This window comes from Rhodococcus jostii NBRC 16295 (genome assembly GCF_001894825.1).
In the GTDB taxonomy this organism is placed as follows: Bacteria; Actinomycetota; Actinomycetes; order Mycobacteriales; family Mycobacteriaceae; genus Rhodococcus_F; species Rhodococcus_F jostii.
Genome location: NZ_BCWY01000019.1, coordinates 1 through 21,957, shown reverse-complemented (window position 1 = coordinate 21,957; position 21,957 = coordinate 1). Strand labels below are relative to the sequence as shown.

Here is a 21,957-nt window from a genome sequence, read left to right as displayed (position 1 = left end):
ATGATCAGCAGCACCGCACTCGGAAACACCGGTCCCCGCGTCAGCCGGCTCGGCCTCGGCGCCATGGGCATGTCCGGGATGTACGGCACGGCGGACGACGGGGAATCCACTGCCACGATCCACGCGGCGCTCGACGCCGGGATCGACCTCGTCGACACGGGCGACTTCTACGGCTCGGGCCACAACGAGTCCCTGATCGGCAGGGCCCTCGCGGGCCGTCGACGTGAGGACGTCACCCTGAGCGTGAAGTTCGGCGGGCTCCGCGGTCCCGGCAACACGTGGGGTGGAGTCGACACCCGACCCGAGTCGATCCGGAACTTCCTCGCGTATTCGTTGCAGCGGCTCGGCGTCGACTACATCGACATCTATCGTCCGGCCCGTCTGGACCCCGACGTCCCGATCGAGGACACCGTCGGAGCGATCGGCGAGCTCGTCGAGGCCGGCTACGTACGCCACATCGGCCTGTCGGAGGTGGGCCCGGAGACCATCCGGCGCGCGGCGGCGGTCCATCCGATCGTGGACCTTCAGATCGAGTACTCGCTGATCTCCCGGGGCATCGAGGCCGAGATCCTCCCGCTCTGCCGGGAACTCGGGATCGGGGTCACGGCGTACGGCGTGCTGTCCCGCGGCCTGCTCAGCGATTCGCTGCGCACCGATCCGACCCTTGCGGCCGACGACTTCCGCGCGCACAGCCCCCGGTTCCAGGGCGAGAACCTCCGGCAGAACCTGAACCTCGTCGAGGCGCTCGCCGCCCTGGCCGCCCGGCACGGAGTGAGCGTCGCGCAGCTGGCGATCGCGTGGGTTCTCGCCCGCGGCGACGACATCGTTCCGATTGTCGGAGCACGCACCGTCGCCCGCCTCGAGGAGACGCTCGGCGCACTCGACGTCCACCTCAGCGCCGACGATCTCGCAACGATCGCCGCAGCTGTCCCCGACACCGCCGTCGCCGGGGAACGCTACGCGCCGGCCCAGATGGCCCAGCTCGACAGTGAACGCGCCGCCGTGGGGAGCTAGCGTCTAGCCATGGCCCCGCACAGCTCGTCGCGCACCCGCACTCTCATCCTGATGCGCCACGGTAAGTCGGCGTATCCGGAAGGGGTCGCGGACCACGAGCGGCCCCTGGCGCCGCGCGGACGAAAGCAGGCTGGGCTGGCCGGTGAGTGGCTGCGGTCGACTCAGCCCCCGGTCGACGCGGTGCTGTGTTCGACCGCTCGCCGCACCCGGGAAACGCTGGAGGCGACCCGGGTCGGCGCGCCCGCCCGATTCGCCGCGGAGCTCTACGGCGGGTACCCGTCGGAGATACTCCTGGAGATCGTGCAGGTCGAACCGTCGGTGCGCACGCTGCTCGTGGTGGGGCATGTTCCCGGCATGCCGTCGACGGCACTGGATCTGGCGGGCAATCCCGACACCGGAGACGCCAATCTGATGCGGGAGAAGTTCCCCACATCCGCCCTCGCCGTCCTGACGGTGCCGTGCGCGTGGGACGAACTCACCTCGAGCGCGGCCTCACTCGCCACGTTCCACGTGCCGCGGTAGCGACGTCAGAACAGCTTGCGGCCGACGACGGCGACGACCCCCAGAACGAGGACGAGCACGAGGGCGGACCAGAATCCGAACAGCCACCACACCACGCCGAAGACGACCAGCGCCGGTGCCACGGTGATGAGTGCGATCGTGGGGCTTTCCCGCACGACTTCGAGCGCCGACTCGGCCTTGACGCGATCGATCTTCTTCTCGGACATCTCGTCTCCGTTCAGCGAACCACGCATATCGGACAGGTGTTGTCGAGGATAGTCGTCACGGGACGAGAACCGGCGCGAGCGGGGGGAACATCGTCTAAGTGCCGGGGAACGTCACCATGTCGAGGTACAGCGGCATCTCGTCGGAACGCTCACCGGTCTGCGTTCCGGGCTCTTCGACGACCGGAGCGCCGGCAGTGGCAGCGGACTCGAAGCTGTCCCCCGACACCCGGGCGTCGAGTTGGAACGTGTCGAATTCGAACGGAATCCCGTTCGCCGCCAGGAAGTCCGGGCCGTCCATCACGTGGAAGTGCAGATGCGGGGCGTCGGTGTTCCCGCTGTTCCCCAGCAACCCGACCTGGTCCCCCGCCCGGAGGTCCTGGCCGACGCTGATGTCGTCGACGCTGCCGGGTTGCAGGTGCGCGTAGAACGCGTACCGCCCGTTTCCGATGTCCTGCACGATGTGGTTGCCGCCGTACTCCGGCAGGGTCAGCCCCTCCGGGTTCGCGCCCGGGACCGCCTCCGGAAGGTCGCCGACCACGGCGATCACCTTTCCGTCCGACACCGCGCGCACCGGCGCGCCGTAGTACCGGTAGCTCGACAGCTGAGTCTTGTCGCCGACGTAGATGCGCCCCTGCTCGTCGAGTTGGACGAAGTCGATGGCGAAGCGCTCGGCCGCGAGCATCTCGCCGTTGATCGGCAGCACGGCCGCGCGGTGCGAGGTGACCGTGCAGCAGCCGGTGCCGTCGAGCCACCGGGGACCGTCCAGGGGCGAGCGGATTCGGACGGCGTCGCGGGTGTCGACGGCCGTGTTCGCGACGTTCTCGGTGAGCTGCGCCGGCACCAGCGACGTCGCCCGCGGGAAGTCGACTGTCAGTACGTGTCCGAGGCTGCCGGGCACGTCGTCCGGGCTGTTCACCGTCGCGTCGATCCACACGACCCCCTGCTGTCCGGGGGCGAGGACGGTGCCGGTCTTCGGACCGCCGCCGAGGGCCTGGAACCAGGGTGTCAGGGCGTCGCCACGCAGGTCGACGAGGGTTCGGCCGTCGCCCGTCACCTGGAACGAGGTGATCGTGGCCGGCTGCGAGCCGGTGTTCGTGAGCCGCAGTTCGTAGACGAGATGCACGAGCCCGTCGCTACCCGTCACCGGTATCGGCGCGGCAACCACATCGGCGACCACCGGAGTGAGGACGGCGGGACCACTCGACACGGCCGCTGCGGTGGAGGACGTCGGCTCGGCCTGCTGGGTGTCCGCTGCCGAACACGCGATCGCGGTACCCGCGACGACGGCGAGCACGAGCGAGACGGGGAACCGCGATCGGCCCATCGTTCGACGCTAGCAACAATGAACTTCCGCCGACAAGACGCGGAAACAGATGAAGGCCCCACCCCCGAAGAGAGAGGGGTGGGGCCTTCGTCCGATGGTGAGTGGTCGACGAGTCCTGGGACTCGTCAACCCCTCACAGGCGCGGAGCGCCTACCGATAATCGTTGCTGAAACCGTAATCGTCCAGCGGCACCGCGGCACCGGTGTTCTGGCCGAAGCCGTCCGGGCTGTAGTACTGGTCGTCGTAAGACGGAACCGCGTACGCCGCAGCGCGGGCCTCTTCGGTCGGCTGAACCTGGATGTTGCGGTAACGGTTGATACCGGTACCGGCAGGGATCAGCTTTCCGATGATCACGTTCTCCTTGAGACCGATCAGCTTGTCCGAGCGGCAGTTGATCGCCGCATCGGTCAGCACGCGAGTGGTCTCCTGGAACGACGCCGCGGACAGCCACGAGTCGGTCGCCAGCGATGCCTTGGTGATACCCATCAGCACCGGACGTCCGGCTGCCGGCTCGCCGCCCTCGGCGACGACCCGGCGGTTGGCCGCCTCGAAGTCGGCACGCTCGGTCAGCGAACCGGGCAGGAACTCCGTCGCACCCGAGTCGATGATCGTCACGCGACGCAGCATCTGGCGCACGATGACCTCGATGTGCTTGTCGTGGATCGACACACCCTGGCTCCGGTACACCTCCTGGACCTCGTTGACGAGGTGGATCTGCACCTGACGGGGGCCCATGACACGCAGCACCTCGTGCGGATCGGCAGCACCCTCCATGAGCTGCTGACCGACCTCGACGTGGTCACCGTCGGCCAGAAGGCGTTCGGTGCCGTCGTCGTGCTTGAAGACACGCAGGCGCTGACGCTTCGAGAGCTTGTCGTAGACAACCTCTTCGCCACCATCGTCCGGGACGATGGTGATCTTGTAGAAGCGGTCGCCGTCCTCGAGCTGCACGCGCCCGGTGACATCGGCGATCGGGGCCTTGCCCTTGGGGACGCGGGCCTCGAACAGCTCCTGGACGCGCGGCAGACCACCGGTGATGTCCTCGCCGGCGACGCCACCCTGGTGGAAGGTACGCATGGTCAGCTGGGTACCGGGCTCACCGATGGACTGTGCGGCGACGATACCGACGGCCTCACCGATGTCGACCAGCTTGCCAGTGGCCATCGAACGGCCGTAGCAGGTGGCGCAGACGCCGGTGCCCGTGGTGCAGGTGAGCACCGAACGGACCTTGACCTTGGTGATGCCCGCTTCGAGCAGCGCGTCGATGGCCGGGTCGCCCAGGTCGTGTCCGCGCTGGACGATGACGTTGCCGTTCTCGTCCACCGCGTCCGCGGACAGGGTACGAGCGTAGGTGCTCGTCTCCACGTGAGCATCGCGGATCATCGAGCCGTCGGCCTGCTTCTCCGCGATCGTGGTGATGATGCCCCGCTCGGTTCCACAGTCCTCCTCGCGGACGATGACGTCCTGCGACACGTCCACCAGACGGCGGGTCAGGTAACCCGAGTCGGCCGTACGGAGTGCGGTATCGGCAAGACCCTTACGGGCACCGTGCGTATTGATGAAGTACTCGAGAACGGTCAGGCCTTCCTTGAAGGAAGACTTGATCGGACGCGGGATGAACTCACCCTTCGGGTTGGTCACCAGACCCTTCATGCCGGCGAGCGAGCGAACCTGAGTCATGTTGCCGGCGGCGCCGGACTTCACGATCATCGGGATCGGGTTGTCGTCGGGGAAGTGGGCCTCCATGGCCTTACCGACCTCGTCGGTGGCCTGGGACCAGATCTTGACCAGTGCGCTGTTGCGCTCGGTCTTGTTCAAAGCACCGCGCTGGTACTTCTTCTCGATCTGATCGGCCTGAGCCTCGAAGGACTCCATGATCTGAGCCTTCTCCGGCGGCACGAGGACGTCCGAGATCGAGATGGTGACACCCGAACGCGTGGCCCAGTAGAACCCTGCGTCCTTGAGCTTGTCCACGGTCTGTGCGACCACGATCATCGGGTACCGCTCGGCGAGATCGTTGATGATCGTCGCCTGACGCTTCTTCGGCATCTGCTCGTTGACGAACGGATAGTCCGCCGGAAGCAGCTCGTTGAACAGCACGCGACCCAGAGTCGTCTCCGCAGTCCAGCCGTCGCCATAGTTCCAACCCTCGGGGAACAGCTCTGTTTCCAGGTCACGCGGCGGACGCTGAGTCGTGAGACGCACCTTGATCAGGGACTGCACCGTGAGAGCGCCACGGTCGACCGCCATCTGTGCCTCGGCGGGCGAGGAGTACACGCCCTGCTCTGCCTGATCGTGGCTGGCGGCAACAAGCTCACCGGTGACACCCTCGTCCAGACGTGTCAGGTGGTACAGGCCGGTCACCATGTCCAGACGCGGCATGGCGAGCGGACGACCCGACGCGGGCGACAGGATGTTGTTCGACGACAGCATCAGGATGCGAGCCTCGGCCTGCGCCTCCGCGGACAGCGGAAGGTGCACGGCCATCTGGTCACCGTCGAAGTCGGCGTTGAAGGCCTCACACACCAGCGGGTGGAGCTGAATGGCCTTACCCTCGACCAGCTGCGGCTCGAAGGCCTGGATGCCCAGGCGGTGCAGCGTCGGTGCACGGTTCAGCAGCACGGGGTGCTCGGCGATGACCTCTTCGAGGACGTCCCACACCTGTGCGCGCTGACGTTCCACCATGCGCTTGGCGGACTTGATGTTTTGCGCGTGGTTCAGGTCGACCAGGCGCTTCATCACGAACGGCTTGAACAGCTCGAGAGCCATCAGCTTCGGCAGACCGCACTGGTGCAGCTTGAGCTGCGGGCCGACGACGATGACGGAACGACCGGAGTAGTCGACGCGCTTACCGAGCAGGTTCTGACGGAAACGACCCTGCTTACCTTTGAGCAGGTCGCTCAGGGACTTCAGCGGACGGTTACCGGGACCGGTGACCGGACGGCCACGACGGCCGTTGTCGAACAGCGCGTCCACGGACTCCTGCAGCATCCGCTTCTCGTTGTTGACGATGATCTCGGGGGCACCGAGGTCGATCAGTCGCTTGAGGCGGTTGTTGCGGTTGATCACGCGGCGGTACAGGTCGTTCAGGTCGGAGGTGGCGAAACGGCCACCGTCGAGCTGAACCATCGGACGCAGCTCCGGCGGGATCACCGGGACGGCGTTGAGAACCATGCCCATGGGCGAGTTCCGGTTCGTCTGGAACGCTGCCACGACCTTGAGACGCTTCAGGGCGCGGAGCTTCTTCTGCCCCTTGCCGCTGCGGATGGTCTCGCGGAGGTTCTCGGCTTCGGCGTCGATGTCGAAGGTCTCCATGAGCTTCTGGATCGACTCGGCGCCCATGGCACCGGTGAAGTACTCGCCGTAGCGGTCGACCAGCTCGCGGTACAGGAGCTCGTCGACGATGAGCTGCTTGACGCTCAGCTTGGTGAACGTGGTCCAGATCTCGTCGAGACGGTCCAGCTCACGCTGAGCGCGGTCACGGAGCTGACGCATCTCGCGCTCGCCGCCGTCCTTGACCTTGCGACGGACGTCGGACTTGGCGCCCTCCGCCTCCAGCTCGGCGATGTCGGCTTCGAGCTTCTGCGCGCGGGCCTCGAGGTCGGCGTCACGCTGATCCGCGACGGTCTTCTTCTCGACCTGCATCTCGGCTTCGAGAGTGGACAGCTCGTTGTGACGCAGTTCCTCGTCGACACCGACGATGACGTACGCGGCGAAGTAGATGATCTTCTCGAGATCCTTCGGCGCCAGGTCGAGCAGGTAGCCGAGACGGCTGGGCACGCCCTTGAAGTACCAGATGTGGGTGACCGGGGCAGCCAGTTCGATGTGTCCCATGCGCTCACGGCGAACCTTGGCGCGAGTCACCTCGACACCGCAGCGCTCACAGATGATGCCCTTGAAGCGGACACGCTTGTACTTACCGCAGTAGCACTCCCAGTCCCGGGTGGGGCCGAAGATCTTCTCGCAGAAGAGGCCGTCCTTCTCGGGCTTGAGCGTGCGGTAGTTGATGGTCTCCGGCTTCTTGACCTCGCCGTAGGACCAATTGCGGATGTCCTCTGCACTGGCGAGGCCAATGCGGAGTTCATCGAAGAAGTTGACGTCGAGCACGTAACTTCCTTTCCCCAGAGGGATTGTGGATCAGCGGTGGCCGCCGATACCTGACTGCCAATTCAAATGTGAACTACGCCCCCGGACCCTGATTTCTCAGGACCCGGGGACCGAAACCTAGTTCGCGAGGTCGTCGACCGTCGCCGCTTCGTTCCGGGACAAGTTGATGCCCAGGTTCGCTGCGGCCCGCTCGAGGTCCTCGTCGTCACCGTCGGCCATCGCGATGGCCGCGCCGTCCGAGGACAGCACCTCCACGTTGAGGCAGAGCGACTGGAGCTCCTTCAGGAGCACCTTGAACGACTCGGGGATGCCAGGCTCGGGGATGTTCTCGCCCTTGACGATGGCCTCGTACACCTTGACTCGACCCACCACGTCGTCCGACTTGATGGTGAGCAGCTCCTGCAGCGTGTATGCCGCGCCGTAGGCCTGCATCGCCCAGCACTCCATCTCACCGAAGCGCTGGCCACCGAACTGGGCCTTACCGCCGAGCGGCTGCTGGGTGATCATCGAGTACGGACCGGTCGAACGAGCGTGGATCTTGTCGTCGACCAGGTGGTGCAGCTTGATGATGTACATGTAGCCGACCGACACCGGGTACGGGAACGGCTCGCCGGAACGGCCGTCGAACAACGTGGCCTTTCCGTCGGACGCGACCATGACCTCGCCGTCGCGGTTCGGCAGCGTCGAACCGAGGAGACCGGTGAGCTCGTCTTCCTTGGCGCCGTCGAACACCGGGGTGGCGATGTTGGAGTCGGCAGGTGCAGACAGCATCTCCTCCGGCAGCTGCTCCGCCCAATCGGGACGGGAGCCGTCGCCGGCGATCTGAACGTTCCAGCCGGTCTTGCCGATCCACCCGAGGTGGGTCTCCAAGATCTGACCGATGTTCATACGACGCGGAACACCGTGGGTGTTCAGGATGATGTCGACCGGGGTGCCGTCGGGCAGGAACGGCATGTCCTCCTGCGGGAGGATCTTGCCGATGACGCCCTTGTTGCCGTGGCGGCCGGCGAGCTTGTCGCCGTCCTGGATCTTGCGCTTCTGTGCCACGTAGACGCGGACCAGCTCGTTGACACCGGGGGGCAGATCGTCGTCGTCGTCGCGCGAGAACACGCGGATGCCGATGACCTTGCCGGTCTCACCGTGGGGAACCTTCAGCGACGTGTCGCGAACCTCGCGGGCCTTCTCACCGAAGATGGCGCGCAGCAGGCGCTCCTCGGGGGTCAGCTCGGTCTCGCCCTTCGGCGTGACCTTTCCGACCAGCACGTCGCCGTCACGAACCTCGGCACCGATACGGATGATGCCGCGCTCGTCGAGGTCGGCGAGGACCTCGTCGGAGACGTTCGGGATGTCGCGAGTGATCTCCTCGGCACCGAGCTTGGTGTCGCGGGCATCGATCTCGTGCTCCTCGATGTGGATCGAGGTCAGGACGTCCTCTTCCACGAGGCGCTGCGACAGGATGATCGCGTCCTCGTAGTTGTGGCCTTCCCACGGCATGATCGCGACGAGCAGGTTCTTGCCGAGCGCCATCTCACCGTTCTCGGTGCAGGGGCCGTCGGCGAGGACCTGTCCGAACTCGACACGCTGTCCCTCGTCCACGATCGGACGCTGGTTGGCGCAGGTGCCCTGGTTCGACCGCGCGAACTTGCGCATCCGGTACGTCTTGCGGCTTCCGTCGTCGGCCATGACCGTGACGTAGTCGGCGGAGACCTCCTCCACGACACCGCTCTTCTCGGTGACGATGACGTCGCCCGCGTCGACGGCGGCACGCAGCTCCATGCCGGTACCGACGAGCGGAGCCTCGCTGCGCACGAGCGGCACCGCCTGACGCTGCATGTTGGCACCCATCAGGGCACGGTTGGCGTCGTCGTGCTCGAGGAACGGAATCATCGCGGTCGCGACGGACACCATCTGTCGCGGTGAGACGTCCATGTAGTCGATCTCGGCGGACGAGACGAACTCGACCTCGCCACCCTTACGACGGACCAGAATGCGATCGTCGGTGAAGTGACCGTTGGCGTCGAGGGCCGAGTTGGCCTGTGCGACGACGTGGCGGTCCTCTTCGTCCGCGGTCAGGTAGTCGACCTGGTCGGTGACCTGGCCGTTCTCGACCTTGCGGTACGGCGTCTCGATGAAGCCGAACGGGTTGACCCGTGCGTACACCGACAGCGAACCGATCAGACCGATGTTCGGACCCTCAGGGGTCTCGATCGGGCACATGCGGCCGTAGTGCGACGGGTGAACGTCGCGCACTTCGAGGCCGGCACGCTCACGGGACAGACCACCCGGGCCGAGGGCGGACAGACGACGCTTGTGCGTCAGCCCCGACAGCGGGTTGTTCTGGTCCATGAACTGCGACAGCTGGGAGGTTCCGAAGAACTCCTTGATCGCAGCCACGACGGGCCGGATGTTGATCAGCGTCTGCGGCGTGATCGCCTCGACGTCCTGTGTGGTCATGCGCTCACGAACCACGCGCTCCATGCGGGACAAGCCCACGCGGATCTGGTTCTGGATGAGCTCACCGACCGTGCGCAGACGACGGTTGCCGAAGTGGTCGATGTCGTCGACCTCGACGGGCACCGGAGCACCGCCGGGGGCGGTCATCTCGGTGTCACCGGCGTGCAGGCGCACCAGGTACTCGATGGTGGCGACGATGTCTTCCTCGGTGAGGGTCGACGCGACGATCGGCTGTCCGAGGTTCAGGCCCAGCTTCTTGTTGATCTTGTAGCGACCCACGCGAGCCAGGTCGTAGCGCTTGTCCTTGAAGAACAGGTTCTCCAGGAGCGTCTGCGCACTCTCCTTGGTCGGCGGCTCGCCCGGACGCAGCTTGCGGTAGATGTCGAGCAGAGCCTCGTCGGTGCCGGCGGTGTTGTCCTTCTCCAGCGTCGCCATGAGGATCTCCGAGAAGCCGAAGCGCTCGGTGATCTGCTCGGTGGTCCAGCCGAGGGCCTTCAGCAGCACGGTGACGGGCTGGCGGCGCTTGCGGTCGATGCGGACGCCGACCGTGTCGCGCTTGTCCACGTCGAACTCGAGCCATGCACCACGGCCCGGGATGACCTTGACGCTGTGCAGGTCCTTCTCGGTGCCCTTGTCGACGGAGTGGTCGAAGTAGACGCCGGGGGAACGCACCAGCTGCGAGACCACGACACGCTCGGTGCCGTTGATGATGAACGTGCCCTTGTCGGTCATCATCGGGAAGTCGCCCATGAAGACCGTCTGGCTCTTGATCTCACCGGTGTTGTTGTTGATGAACTCCGCGGTGACGAACAACGGCGCCGCGTAGGTCATGTCCTTGTCTTTGCACTCGTCCGTCGAGGCCTTCACCTCGTCGAAGCGCGGGTCCGAGAAGGACAGAGACATCGAGCCCGAGAAATCCTCGATCGGGGAAAGCTCCGCGAGAATGTCCTCGAGACCTCCGGAGATTGCGCTGTCGCCACGAGCGGCGGCACGTTCGCGCCAGCTCTGCGCACCGATCAACCACTCGAACGAATCGGTTTGTACATCAAGAAGCCCGGGGACTTCGAGGGGTTCGCGAATCTTCGCGAAAGAAACCCTCTTCGGGGCTCCGGGGATTCCGGAAACTGCCTTGGTCTGGCTAGAGACTGCCAAGATGCGTCCTTCCAGCACCTCACGCGGGCCGCTCTGTGCTGTTGCGACCGCCGCTGTATCTGCTTCGAATTTCGCTGGTTACAACCCGAACGAAACTCGCCACAGTTGCTGAAGAGTGAAGCACTTCGCAGCGGTGCGGACGAGAGGTGGACAGGAGGCAGCCAGCGCAACGTCCAAAAGTACACCCAAACTCAGTAGATGTCGAGTCGGGCACCCGAAACAGCACCCAGCCGGGCGCTCGGCCACGCGTCACTGCGCATGTTCACGCATCAGAGTGACGCGTGATCACCCCGGCGTCAAGAGTTAGGGGGCGTGTCGCGTCGTTTCGGCAGGCCCGCGGAGCGTTTCCGGCGCCCCTTCCCACCCGCTCACGGGCGGTGAACAATATGCGCACGCGATCGCCGTCGATTCTCGAGGGAAGCAGAGCCGTGACGCGCTGGAGTTCGTTCGTCGTTGCCCGCCCGACGCTGGTCGTCGCCGCCACGGTTCTGCTGGTGCTGATCGGCGGGGCGTGGGGTTCGGGGGTGTTCGACCGGCTGAGCCTCGGCGGATACACCGATCCGGGCAGCGAGTCCGCGGGTGTCGAGCGCCTGATCGAGGGGACGTTCGGACGGCAGACCCCCGACCTGGCGGTGACCTACCACGCACGTCCGGGTTCGACGATCGACGATCTCGGGCCCGAGGTGGCGGCCCATCTCGCCCGGATCGATCCCGGAGTGCTCGCCAACACTCCCTTGTCGTACTGGTCCGCGCCGCCGCAGGCGAAGGAGTTCCTGCGTTCCACAGACGGCACCGAGGCACTGGCGGTGCTGTCGCTGACCGGCGACGAGAACACTCGCATCTCCGCGTACCACGCTCTCCAGCCCCTGCTGGAGATCGACGGCACGGACGCGGAGTTCAGCGGCTTCAGCGCGGCCGCCAACGCCTACAACGAGGTGTCCGAGAGCGATCTGCTGCGAGCCGAGGCGGTGTCGTTCCCGATCCTGCTGCTGCTTCTGCTCGTCATCTTCGGCGGGCTGGTCGGGGCCGCCGTCCCGCTGTGCGTCGGCGGTCTCGCGATCCTCGGCGCCCTCGGCGCCCTGCGGGTGATCTCGTACTTCACCGAGGTCAGCGCATTCTCGGTGAACATCGCGAGCCTCGTCGGGCTGGGCATGTCCATCGACTACGGATTGTTCGTGGTGACCCGGTTCCGCGAGGAACTGCGATCGGGCGCGCCCACCGACGACGCCGTTCGCACGACGCTCGCCACCGCGGGAAGAACCGTGGGGTTCTCCGCACTCCTCCTGGTGTGCGGTTTCGTGGGCATGCTCGTCTTTCCCCAGGCCATCGTCCGGTCCTTCGCCTACGGCGGGATGGCAGCCATCGGGATCGCCGCGGTGCTGTCGCTGTCGGCAGTGCCCGCAGCACTGGCTCTGCTCGGGCCTCGCATCAACTCGCTGACGTGGCGACCGGGCGTGGTCGAGCGCGGCGAGGACCGGGCGCACCGATTCTGGGGCGGCGTCGCCGCCCGGGTCATGCGGCGGCCTGTCGTGATCGCGACAGGCATCGTCGCGGGGCTGCTCGTGCTCGCCGCGCCCCTCGCAGGCGCGTCGCTGGGTGATCTCGACCACACCGGACTGCCCGCGGCGCACCCGCTCCGGCTCGCCGTCGACGATCTCGCCGCCGACTTCCCCCTCGCCAACAACGGCGCGACGCTGGTCCTGCAGGGCAGCGACGGTAAGGCCCCGCCACCGTCCGCCACGGCCGAGTTCTTTCGGGCGACGGCCGCGGTCGACGGCGTCCAGCGGGTGGTCCCGGTCGGCGCCACCGACACGTTCGTCGCCATCCGGGCCGTCTTCGACGACGCGGACCGGACGACGGGGGCGATGGCGACGGCGGCCGAATTGCGCGACCTCCCGACCCCGGCCGGCACCGAGAAGATGCTCGGCGGGTTGAACGCCCTGACCGCCGACGGACTGGATGCGATGGCCGCGCGACTGCCGTGGATGATCGGGATCATGGTGGCCGTCACCTTCGTGCTGATGCTCCTGGCCTTCCGGTCCGTGGTGCTGCCGCTGAAGGCGATCGCCATGGCCACCCTCAGCCTCGCCGCGTCCTTCGGCGTGCTCACGTGGATCTTCGAGGACGGTCACGGTGCCGAATTTCTCGGCGTGACGCCGGGGCCGCTGCCCGCGACGATGGTCGTGCTGATCATCGCGGTCGTGTTCGGGCTCTCCACCGACTACGAGATCTTCCTCATGTCCCGGATGGTGGAGGCCCACGAGAACGGGGCGTCGACCGAGGAGGCCGTGCGCATCGGCACGGCGCACACGGGACGCATCGTGACGGCGGCGGCCGCGCTGCTGATCGTCGTCACGGGCGCGTTCACGCTCTCGGAGCTGACGATGATGCGGTTCATCGGCCTCGGCATGATCGTCGCGCTGATCATCGACGCCACCGTCATCCGCATGATGCTGGTGCCCGCGTTGGTGAAGTTGATGGGCGAGGCCAACTGGTGGGCGCCGGGATTCCTGGCACGGAAGACGCCCACACCCGGATCATCCGGGAACCCGAAACAGGCACCGCAACAAGAGATTCCCGTCCAGCAGTGACGCAGATTCACGGTCCGAGATCGGCTCACCGTGCCGGCAACGATGATTCAGCCATCACCCGTACCCAGCCCGCGAATCCCGTTCCGGATCAATACTTTCCGGGCTGTTGACTCAGCCTTCACGTCGGCGGTGCCGACTCAGCCTTCACCTCGGCGGTGCCGACTCAGCCTTCACTGTCGGAGATGTCGGAGAGCACCCATTTGCCGTCGATCTTCTCCATCTTGATCGACAGCGGAGTGGCGGCACTGCCCTGAGCGACTGCGTCACCGGTGGCGCTGACGTTCATGTGCGCGAGGAGTTCGGCGCGGTCGCCGTCGAGCACAGTGACCCCGATGTCCGTGACGGACGCCTGGGTTGCCGTCTTCGTCTGGATGGCTGCCTGTTTGGTGGTGTCCGCGGTCGAGTCGAACTCTGCGCGCTTGGCGTCGTCAAGGTAGCCGCGCGCCTTGTCGAAGTCCTGATCGATGGTCTCGTAGCTGTAGGTGTACAGCGTCTCGATCGCCTCGGTGCCCGCCTTCGTCACTTCAGCAGTTGCTCCTGCGTCGACCCAGGCGGTGTTGCTGATGTCGGCTCCGGGCTTGAACGCCGCGACCGCGGCGAACACTCCCAGGACCACCGCGACGGCGCCGAGGATCCCGACGAGTTTCCACGTGACGCGGCCGGTCCCGCTGCCCGTCTCGGGCTCGGCGACCGCCGGCGCCTGCTGCTTGCTGATGCGCGGCTGAAGGTTGGGGACCTTCGCCTTTCCCGCCGACGCCGCCTTCGCGGTCGACACCGGCTTCGCGGTCGACACCGGCTTCGCCATCGACACCGTCTTGTCCGTGTCGGACGCCTTCGCGGTCTCGGACGTCACAGCCGCCGCTACCGCGGTCGCCTCGGTCTCGGGTGTCGTCGCCTTCGCAGGCTTCTCGACGGGTTCCTCCTGTGTCACCGGCTCCTTCTTCTCGACCGGGGTTTCCGATCGGGGCGGCTTCGGCGTGACCTGACGGGTCCCCGCCACGCGCGGACGCCTGCCCTTTGCAGCGCTGTCCGGCACGTTGTTGCGGCGCTTGGGGGGCATAATTCACCACTTTCTCATTGCACGACGAGCTGTCGTCGACGTGGACACCGCGGCGGCGCGCCACCGCGGTGCATCAGGACTACTGGCCGCCGCTGTCACCTTCGGGGGCCGGCGCCTGCTCGGCCGGGGCCTGTTCGGCCGGCGCTTGCTCGGCGGGAGCCGGGGCTGCGCCGTTGGCAGGTACCGGACCGCTCTCGAGCGGTATACGTCCGCCCACCGGTTCGACCGACGAGGCCTTCCAGACCCCGTCCACGTCCTGGACGTCCATCCGCATCGTCACCTTGGCCTTGTCGAAGCGATCCGGCCAGGTGGTGGTGACAGCCACGACGACCAGTGCCTTGGCGGTGCCGTCGTCGGTGTTCAGTTCGGTGAGCGTGCCCTGAATCAGTTCGGCCTTGCTCGCCGCCCCCGATTGACGCATCTGGTCGGTGAACCCGTCCATCGTCGCCTGGAGGTCCTGGTTCATCTTGTCGCCGGTGATGGACGACTTCATGTTCTCGAAGGATCCGTCGAGGTCCGCGGAATCGACCGAGTTGAGGTTGATCGCGGCTTGCTGGGCGCCGGTCAACGCGGAGTCGCGTGCGTCGGCGATCGGCTTGTCCACGAAGAGAGCGCGCGCCCACCCGAAGCCAAACCATCCGGCTGCGACAACCGCGATCACCACCAGTGCGGTCACCGCAGCAAACGAGGCCTTCAGAGTTCTGTCCTTCCCCGGAGCCGGTTGTCCCGACTCCGGGGGCGTGGTAATTCGCGTCACACCAATACCCTACTGATTGTTTTCTTCTACTCGCCCTCGGTAAGGACCGAATGCTACTTGGGAGTAACCCCGAGGAGCGGCGCGAGCTGCGTTGCGATGGGATTCAAGTTGAGAGTGTCAGGCATGACCTTCGGCTTGAAATCCCACGGCTGGATCGTGTCCGGATCGGCGAACACGATGCGGTCGGCACTCCGGACACCCGTCACGCTTCCCTGAGGAGCGTCGCAGTTGGCCTTCGTGTTGAACGGGAAGTCCTGCTGGGTGTCGTCGAAGTTCGGGTCCTGCCGCTTCATCTCGGCCAGGATCTGCTGCGTCCCTTCGTAACCCAGTGTGCACGACGGCGGATTGTTGGTTTCCAGGACGATGCCCTGGTGCACCGTACCGTCGCCCGGTGCCACGGTCGACGCGGACGCCGCAATGGCCGGCAGGAACATCAGGATCGGCCGGAGCGCGATCGCCTGCGGGGCCAGCTTGTCGCCCACAGCGGCAAGGTTCGTCAGGTCGGTGGTGAGGCTCGGACCGGTCTCGTTCACCAGCTGACCGATCTCCTCGCTCGCCGGAATTCCCTTGTCGATGATGGACCGGATATCGGGGTCGCTGGTGCGCAGCTGCGCCGCCACCGCGTCGAGGTCCGCACTGAACTGGACGATCGCCGACGATTGATCGGACTGTGTCGCCAGCACCGTCTGGCTGTCCCTGATGAGGGCCAGTGTCTGCGGGAGGACGTCGAGGCCGTCCTTCGTCAGGGTCGACAGAGAATCCGCAAGTGTCTGCAGGTCCTCCCCCTTGCCGTTGAACGCGGTGCCCAGCTGGGTGACGACCGTGCGCAGAGAGTCGACCGGAACCGACCTGACCAGTCCGTCGGTGGCCATGAGCACCTGCTCGACCGGAACCGGTGTCGAGGTGTCGGCCTCGGTGATCACCGAGCCCTGTTCGAGGTACGGCCCCTGGTCACTGTCGGGCTGCAGGTCCACGTACTGCTCACCGATGGCGGATCGGTTGGCGACGACGGCCTTGGCCGACGCCGGGATGTCGGGACCGCCCGAGGAGATCTTCAACTCGACGTTGATGCCGTCCGCCGTGAGCGACAGGTCGCCGACGCGCCCGACGGGAACACCGCGGTACGTGACCTCGGCGTTGGTGAAGATTCCGCCGGAATCCTTGAACTGCGCGTTCACGTCGTACTCACCGAACCCGAGCAGGTTGTCGAGGCGAACGTACTTGGCACCGACGTAGACCAGCCCGAGCATCGCCACGACGGCGAACGCGACGAGCTGGATTCTGACCAGTCGTGACCTCACTGTCCACCCCCGATTCCGAACTGCTCCAGCAGTCCCCCGAGCGGGTTCTGCGGCGACGGCGCCTGGCCGTCCGTCGTGCCGTTCCCCGCGCCACCGTTGCCGGCCGCGGGTGCTGCCCCGGGGAGACCCGGGATCCGCAGGCCTGTCGGGGCGGGGATGATCGGCGGAATCGGCAGCAGTGACACCGTCGGCCAGCCCGGCTTCGGCCCGTTGCCGTTGTAGTACGGGTTCGACGGGTCCACGATCGGCTTGGGTTCACCGAACTTCGGCGGCACGTACACCGGGTCGCCCTGGCCGACGCCGAGTGCGCTCAGTGCGTCGCCGATCTGCAGGTCGACCGTGAGGAACAGGTTGACCGATCCGCCGAGCGCGATCTTCTCCACACCGTCCGGGAAGGGGACGGTCGGGATGAACGCGAGCGAATTGGGCAGGTTGTCGCCCGAGTCGGCGAGCGCCTTGAGCGTTGGCCGCAGCGCGAGGAGATCCGCGATCAGGTCATTCTTCGACCTGTTGATCACGTCGGTTCCGACGGTGCCGAGCCGGTCCAGTTGCGTCAGCATCTGGGTGAGCTGCGGGCGCTGCTCGTTGAGCACTTCGGTGGCGATCGGGAGCTGATCGAGGATCAGGCCGATCTTCTCGTTCTGTTCGTCCACCCGGGTGGTCAACGCATCGAGGCCGTCCAGGGCGCGGGTGATGTCGTCCCGCTGCTGGTTGAGACCGTCGATGAGCGTGTTCGCCTGCTCGAGGAGTCCCCGCACCCGGTCCTCGCGCCCGTCGAGGGCGGTGGTCAGTTCGTGCACGATCGGCTGCAACTGTCCGACACCGCCACCGTTGAGCAGCAGCGACAGCGCGCCGAGTACCTGCTCGATCTCCGTGGCGTGGCGGGTGCGATCGAGAGAGATCGTGTCGCCGTCCTCGAGTCGCGCGGGATCCTTGTCCTCCGGCGGCTCGGACAGCTGGACGAACTTCTCACCGAGCAGGTTGGTCTGCTCGATGGCGGCGACCGCGTTGGCCGCGAGATCGACGGACGAGTCGAGAATGACCTCCACGTCGGCCGTCCAGCCGTCCGGCGCCACCTTGATCGATTCGACCCGGCCCACGGGCACACCGTCGACCTTGACGGCGGACTGCGGAACCAGGTCGAGGACGTCGTCGAACTGGATCGTCAGGTGCATCGGGTCGTTGCCGACGTCCGGACCGCCCGGCAGAGGAACTCCGTAGATTCCCTCCGAGGAGCAGGAACTCACCGCGATGGCGACGGCGCACGCGCCGGCGCCGAGGATTATCGACCGCTTCATTCGCCCTCACCACCCGTTGCGCCTTCGAATCGCGGGGACACGACACCCGGCACCGTGCCGGGCGTGACCGTCCGCTGAATGTTGTCCGCACTCATGATCCCGAACGGAAGCACGAGCGACGGAGTCTTCGCCGACTGCGTGATCTGCGACGTGACGTTGGCGCAGTTGTCGATCAGCGGCTGCATCTGGCGACCGAGTTGCTCGAACCGCGGGTCGCCGGGAACCAGCTTGCCGAGGTCGATCAACTTGCAGGCGACACCCGCCGGATCCTGCAGATCGGGGAACGCGAGGCGTGAGGCCAGGGTGCCCGACTCCGCGTCGTACGAGTTGGCGAGGTTGCTGATCGCCAGCGGAAGCAGCGTCAGTGAGTTGACCAGCGACTCGCGGTTGTCGGCGAGGGTCTGCGTCACCGGGACCAGGTCGTCCACGTTCTCGGCGAGGAGTTCCCGGTTGTCCGCCACGAACTTCGAGACGTCGCCGAGTGCGATCGCGAGCTGGTTCAGGGCGGCGCCGAGGTTCTCCCTCTCCCCCGCCAGGAATCCGGACAGATCGGAGAGTTGCGAGTTGAAGTCGCGGACCTGCTGATCGTTGGCCGCCAGCGCGCCCACGAAGACCTGGAGGTTCTTGACGGTGTCGAACAGGTCGCCGCGACTCTCGTTGAGGGTGCGGGCAGCGTCGGAGAGCTGATTGATGCTCTGCCCCAGTGCTTCACCGTTGCCGTCGAGGTTGGCGGCACCGGTCTCGACGAACTGTGACAGCGCGCCGTCCTTGTTCGCCCCGTTCGGGCCGAGCGCGGTCGAGAGCTCCTCGATGCTCGCGTACAACTGGTCGACCTCGACGGGGGTCGCGGTACGGTCCCGCGAGATCACGGCACCGCTCTGCATCGTGTCGCCGCCCGTGTAGGCCGGCGCGAGCTGGATGTAGCGGTCGGACACCACGGACGGCGTGACCTGCGCGGCCTTCGCGTCGGCGGGAATGTCGACGCCGCGATCGACGCGCATGTCGACTTTCACCTGATCGCCCTGCGGCTCGACGCCGTCGACCGATCCGACCTTCACACCGAGCACCCGCACATCCGAGCCCTCGTAGATACCCACCGACTTGTCGAAGTACGCGGTGATCTTCGTGGTGCCTGCCCGGAAGAACACCCACCACAGGGCACCGGCGATCACCAGCGCGACGATGACGACTCCTGCGATGAGGGCGATCCCGCCGCGTCCTCCGCGGTCGGTTCCGTTCTCGACGTCTGCCATCAGTTACCCCCCAACGTGCGGACGGGTTCGCGCGGACCGGGAATGTCGGGCAGACCCGGCGGCAGCAGGTTCACCACGACCTGGTCGAACCAGCGACCGTTACCGACCACGTTCGTGTACAGGCGTACGAAGGGCTCGTACAGTTTCATCGCCTTGTCCAGGTTCTCGTTGTTGGCCTTGAGGATCTCGACGACGCCGTCGAGCTGTTCGAGCGCGGGACCGATGGCGGCCTCGTTGTCGCGCACGAGTCCGGTCAACTGCTGTGACAGGCGCTGTGTTCCGGTGAGCAACTGGGAAATCGACTGCTGACGGCTGTTGAGCTCACCGAGGAGCAGACCGGCGTCGCTGATCAGCCGGTTGAACTCGGCGTTGCGGTCGGCGAGGACCTTGGTGGTCTTACCGGTCGCGTCGAACAACTTCTGAAGTTCCTGATCGCGGCTCGCGATGGTCTGCGACAGCCTGCTGACACCGTCCAGGGACGCGCGGATCTCCGTGGGTGTTCCCTCGAAGGCCTGCGACAGCGTCACCATGCTCTGCGCGAGCTGGTCGGAGTCGATGTCGCCCACCGTCTGTGCGGCGGCCGAGAACGCTTCGATCACGTCGTACGGAGACGTGGTGCGGTCCAACGGGATCGTGTCGCTCGGGTTCAGGGTGTCGGAGCCGCGGGGGTCGAGGGCCAGGTACTTCTGGCCCAGGATCGTCTTGATCTGGATGGATGCCGACGTCTCGTTGCCGACCCACGCGTCCGACACCTTGAAGGCGACGTCCACGTGGTCGCCGTCGAGTTCGACCGACGTGACCTTGCCGACCTTGACACCGGCGATGCGCACCTCGTTGGAGGGCTTCAGGCCCGCCGCCTCGGTGAATTCGGCGTGATACGTCGACCCGGCGCCGATGAATGGCAGCGAATCGAGGAAGAAAGCCGACAGGGTGGCCAACAGCACCACGAGAATGCCGAGGGCACCAGCCACTGCCGGGCTGCGACGTCTGCTCATCGTGTCTGCAACTCCTGTAGGCCGTCCTGTGTGCACCGTTTGGCCGAGTTCGTATACAGCGGCTGGTTGACGGTGGGCAAGCCCGTGGGCAGGTTCAGTTGGGGCGCGGTGCCTGGTCCTGCGACGATGTCGACTCCACAGAGGTAGAACTGGAACCAGGATCCGTAACTGGCTGCTCGGCCGAGCTTTTCGAGCTTCACCGGAAGCGTCTGGAGAACGCTGTTGACGGTGTCGGAGTTACGGTTCAACGTCGTCGCCAGCGTGTTCAGCGACGTGATGGATTCCTGGATGGACGGTCTGGTGGGTTCGAGCAGATCGGCCGTCGCGTCGGTGAGCCCCGCGAGGGACGTCACCGCCGAACCGACGGTTCCCCGCTCGTCGGCCAACCCCGTGACCAGCTGCTGGGTGTTGACGATCAACGAATCGAGTTGATCATCACGCTGATTCACCGTGGCGAGCACGTCGTTGAGGTTGTTGATCACCGCACCGATCACCCGATCCTTGTCGGCGACGGTGTTGGTGAGGCTGGCCGTGTTCTTGACGAGTTCCGTGATGGTCCCCGACTCACCCTGGAACACCTGGATGATCTGGTACGACAGCTTGTTCACGTCGTCGGCGCTGAGAGTCTGGAACAGCGGCCGGAAGCCGTCGAACAGCGTGGTGAGGTTGACGGCAGGCTTGGTCCGCTCCATCGGAATGGTGTCGCCACCGCTCATCTTCATCCCCTGCTGACCCTCACCCTGTTCGAGCGCGATGTAGCGCTGCCCCACGAGGTTCCGGAAGCGGATGGTCGCGGTGGTGCTGGCAGGCAGCCAGTCCCGTTCCGACACCGTGAACTGAACCTCCGCTTCGCGGTCGTCGTGGATCGAGATCTTCTCGACCTGACCCACGCGTACACCGGCGATGCGGACCTCGTCGCCCTCGTTGAGGGAGGTGACGTCCGAGAAGATCGCGTTGAACTTGGTGCCACCGCCGCCACCGAGGTTGGCGATGGTGGCGGCCAGCAGACCGGTCGCCAGGATGGTGACCACGGCGAACACGATCAGCTTGACCAATGGTGCGGTCAGGCCCCTCACTTGAAGCTCACCTCAGTCCCCCTCATGGTCGGCGCGCCGACGAGCGTCGTCCAACTCGGCACGTCCTCCGGCGCCATGCCGCCGGCCTCGCCGTAGACGACGTCCAACGTGTCCTGCTCCATCTTCGAACCCGCGTAGCTGGCGGGCGTGACCTCGGCTCCGTACCCCGGGACCTGATCGGGAACGCCGGCGGGCGCCGGGAAGAAATCGATGGTCGACGGGCCCGGGTTGCGCGAGGGCACCTGGTAGGCGCCGTCGTTGTAGGAAGACCCGCCCGGATACTGCGGGAACTTTCCACCCGGTGCGGTGACGTTGTCGTAGCACGCCGGTCCGCGGTCGTCGAGCAGGCGCGGCTCGTCCTGGTTGGGCACGTAACGCCCCTTCGGGTTGACGAACTGCACGCTGGCACGCACACCCGGGTACGGATCGTCCGGCGCCAGCAGCTCCCGGGCGACGGGGGCGGACTTCGCGAAGCCCGCGAACGTGCATTCGAAGCTCGGCGAGTAGCGGCCGAGGATCTGCAGTGCCTCTCGCGAGTCGGCGGCGATGCTGACGATGGATTCTGCGTTGGTCTGCAGGAGATCCGCGGTGCTCGATGCGGTTCCGGTCAGCGAGGCGAGCAGCGTGGAGATCTCACCCTGCTTCTCCACCACCGTATTTCCGGGGGTGCGCAGGTTGTCGAGGGCGTTGACCAGGTCGGGGGCAGCCTCCGAGTACGTCTGCGAGAAGTCCGCGAGACCACGCAGATCCTCCTGGATCGCAGGAAGTTCGGTGTTCAGCCCGCCGAAGATCTCCTCGAGCCGGTCCAGCGTGAGACCGAGCTCGGCACCGCGGCCACTCAGCCCCT

15 protein-coding genes are annotated in these 21,957 nt (G+C 66.2%); 3 read left to right on the top strand and 12 right to left on the bottom strand.

Annotated elements, in window-relative coordinates; translation table 11 throughout:
- Together RJ1_RS14705 and RJ1_RS14700 are read left to right on the top strand one after the other, a co-directional pair.
- The gene (locus RJ1_RS14705) at positions 1-1,014 is read left to right on the top strand and encodes an aldo/keto reductase (protein WP_083400721.1); all 1,014 of its coding nucleotides are present in this window, start codon (positions 1-3) and stop codon (positions 1,012-1,014) included.
- A 9-nt stretch (positions 1,015-1,023) separates the two neighbouring features.
- Positions 1,024-1,536 (top strand): SixA phosphatase family protein, encoded by a 513-nt coding sequence (locus tag RJ1_RS14700; RefSeq protein WP_073360987.1) that lies wholly within the window; start codon positions 1,024-1,026, stop codon positions 1,534-1,536.
- Between the two features lie 5 nt (positions 1,537-1,541).
- Here the strand turns inward: RJ1_RS14700 and RJ1_RS14695 are convergent, their stop codons facing one another.
- The 4 genes from RJ1_RS14695 to rpoB form a co-directional block, all read right to left on the bottom strand.
- Complete coding sequence (locus RJ1_RS14695; RefSeq protein WP_073361120.1) at positions 1,542-1,742, bottom strand: hypothetical protein; 201 nt, start codon at positions 1,740-1,742, stop codon at positions 1,542-1,544.
- Positions 1,743-1,836: 94 nt separating this feature from the next.
- Positions 1,837-3,066 (bottom strand): M23 family metallopeptidase, encoded by a 1,230-nt coding sequence (locus RJ1_RS14690; RefSeq protein ID WP_073360985.1) that lies wholly within the window; start codon positions 3,064-3,066, stop codon positions 1,837-1,839.
- A 150-nt stretch (positions 3,067-3,216) separates the two neighbouring features.
- Positions 3,217-7,173 carry a DNA-directed RNA polymerase subunit beta' gene (locus tag RJ1_RS14685; RefSeq protein WP_073360984.1) on the bottom strand — a complete coding sequence of 1,319 codons (3,957 nt, stop codon included), beginning with the start codon at positions 7,171-7,173 and terminating at the stop codon, positions 3,217-3,219.
- 117 nt (positions 7,174-7,290) lie between these two features.
- Complete coding sequence (rpoB, locus tag RJ1_RS14680; protein ID WP_073360982.1) at positions 7,291-10,797, bottom strand: DNA-directed RNA polymerase subunit beta; 3,507 nt, start codon at positions 10,795-10,797, stop codon at positions 7,291-7,293.
- Positions 10,798-11,207: 410 nt separating this feature from the next.
- Between rpoB and RJ1_RS14675 the strand changes: the two genes are divergently transcribed.
- Positions 11,208-13,370 carry an MMPL family transporter gene (locus RJ1_RS14675; protein WP_073360980.1) on the top strand — a complete coding sequence of 721 codons (2,163 nt, stop codon included), beginning with the start codon at positions 11,208-11,210 and terminating at the stop codon, positions 13,368-13,370.
- Between the two features lie 163 nt (positions 13,371-13,533).
- Here the strand turns inward: RJ1_RS14675 and RJ1_RS14670 are convergent, their stop codons facing one another.
- The 8 genes from RJ1_RS14670 to RJ1_RS14635 form a co-directional block, all read right to left on the bottom strand.
- A complete protein-coding gene (locus tag RJ1_RS14670) occupies positions 13,534-14,430 on the bottom strand; it encodes a hypothetical protein (protein WP_073360979.1) in 897 nt (298 codons plus the stop codon).
- Between the two features lie 79 nt (positions 14,431-14,509).
- Positions 14,510-15,106: a hypothetical protein gene (locus RJ1_RS14665; protein WP_073360977.1), complete on the bottom strand. Its 597-nt coding sequence runs from the start codon at positions 15,104-15,106 to the stop codon at positions 14,510-14,512.
- Between the two features lie 134 nt (positions 15,107-15,240).
- Positions 15,241-16,488: an MCE family protein gene (locus RJ1_RS14660; protein WP_073360975.1), complete on the bottom strand. Its 1,248-nt coding sequence runs from the start codon at positions 16,486-16,488 to the stop codon at positions 15,241-15,243.
- Positions 16,485-17,786: an MCE family protein gene (locus RJ1_RS14655; protein ID WP_073360974.1), complete on the bottom strand. Its 1,302-nt coding sequence runs from the start codon at positions 17,784-17,786 to the stop codon at positions 16,485-16,487. Before RJ1_RS14655 ends, RJ1_RS14660 begins: the two co-directional genes overlap by 4 nt.
- Positions 17,783-19,039, bottom strand: coding sequence for an MCE family protein (locus RJ1_RS14650; protein ID WP_073360972.1), 1,257 nt, complete (start codon positions 19,037-19,039; stop codon positions 17,783-17,785). The genes RJ1_RS14655 and RJ1_RS14650 overlap by 4 nt, the downstream gene beginning before the upstream one ends.
- Complete coding sequence (locus RJ1_RS14645) at positions 19,039-20,034, bottom strand: MCE family protein (protein ID WP_073360971.1); 996 nt, start codon at positions 20,032-20,034, stop codon at positions 19,039-19,041. Before RJ1_RS14645 ends, RJ1_RS14650 begins: the two co-directional genes overlap by 1 nt.
- Positions 20,031-21,110, bottom strand: coding sequence for an MCE family protein (locus tag RJ1_RS14640; protein WP_073360969.1), 1,080 nt, complete (start codon positions 21,108-21,110; stop codon positions 20,031-20,033). The genes RJ1_RS14645 and RJ1_RS14640 overlap by 4 nt, the downstream gene beginning before the upstream one ends.
- Positions 21,107-21,957, bottom strand: an 851-nt coding sequence (locus tag RJ1_RS14635; protein ID WP_174694985.1) for an MCE family protein, incomplete at its 5' end; no start/stop codon positions are given. The genes RJ1_RS14640 and RJ1_RS14635, both read right to left, overlap by 4 nt.